A 725-nucleotide genomic window follows, 5' to 3' on the forward strand; every position below is an offset into this window, starting at 1 on the left:
ATTAAAACGGTGGAGACTTAGAACAAAACGCGTACGCCGGCCACGAGCCTGGTTTCACCGGCATTGCCGCCAGCACCACGTGAGAAGCTGGCAGTACGGCCGAAACTCTGATCGCGCTCAATTCCGACGTAAGGAGCGAATTGGCGGGAGAACTCATAGCGCAGCCGAACGCCATAGGCCGCGCTGGACAGGCCCCGTCCGATGCCAAGCTCAGGATCTTCTTTACCGTACAGGTTGGCCTCGACGCGAGGTTGAAGCACCCAGCGCTGGGTCAACAACACCTCGTATTCGGCCGCCAGGCGCAAGGCAGTCCGACCTTGCTCTCCAACGTAGCCTGTCGCCTCTACTTCAAACCAGTATGGGGCCAGTCCCTGGACGCCGAAGGCGAGCCAATTGCGACCAGGTCGATTGCTGCCGACGTCGACGCGAAGGCCGAGCTGAGTGTCCCAATAGGGAGTAATCGCATGGCTCCACAGCAATTCGGTCCGGGCATCGCCTACGCGGCCTTGTTCGATATCGCCTTCGGCTTTGAGGTAGAACTTGTCATACGAATTGCCGATCCAGCCTTGGGTATCGTAGGCGACAGAATTCCCATTGCGGGTATGAACACGCTCCAGGCGATCCACCAGGAAGGAACCGAAGGAATGCATATCGGACATCATTAATGCGCTGGTGTCTTTCTGGGCATAGGGGCCGGTATTGAGAGTGTAGCCATTGGAATAGCC

General features: G+C 57.8%; 1 protein-coding gene. It reads right to left on the reverse strand.

Going from position 1 to position 725, the window contains the following annotated elements; translation table 11 throughout:
- Positions 1-17: 17 nt before the first annotated feature.
- A partial coding sequence (locus tag AKL28_RS24240) for a copper resistance protein B (protein ID WP_082221663.1) occupies positions 18-725 on the reverse strand: 708 nt, incomplete at its 5' end.

This window comes from Herbaspirillum chlorophenolicum (assembly GCF_001189955.1).
GTDB lineage: Bacteria > Pseudomonadota > Gammaproteobacteria > Burkholderiales > Burkholderiaceae_D > Herbaspirillum > Herbaspirillum chlorophenolicum.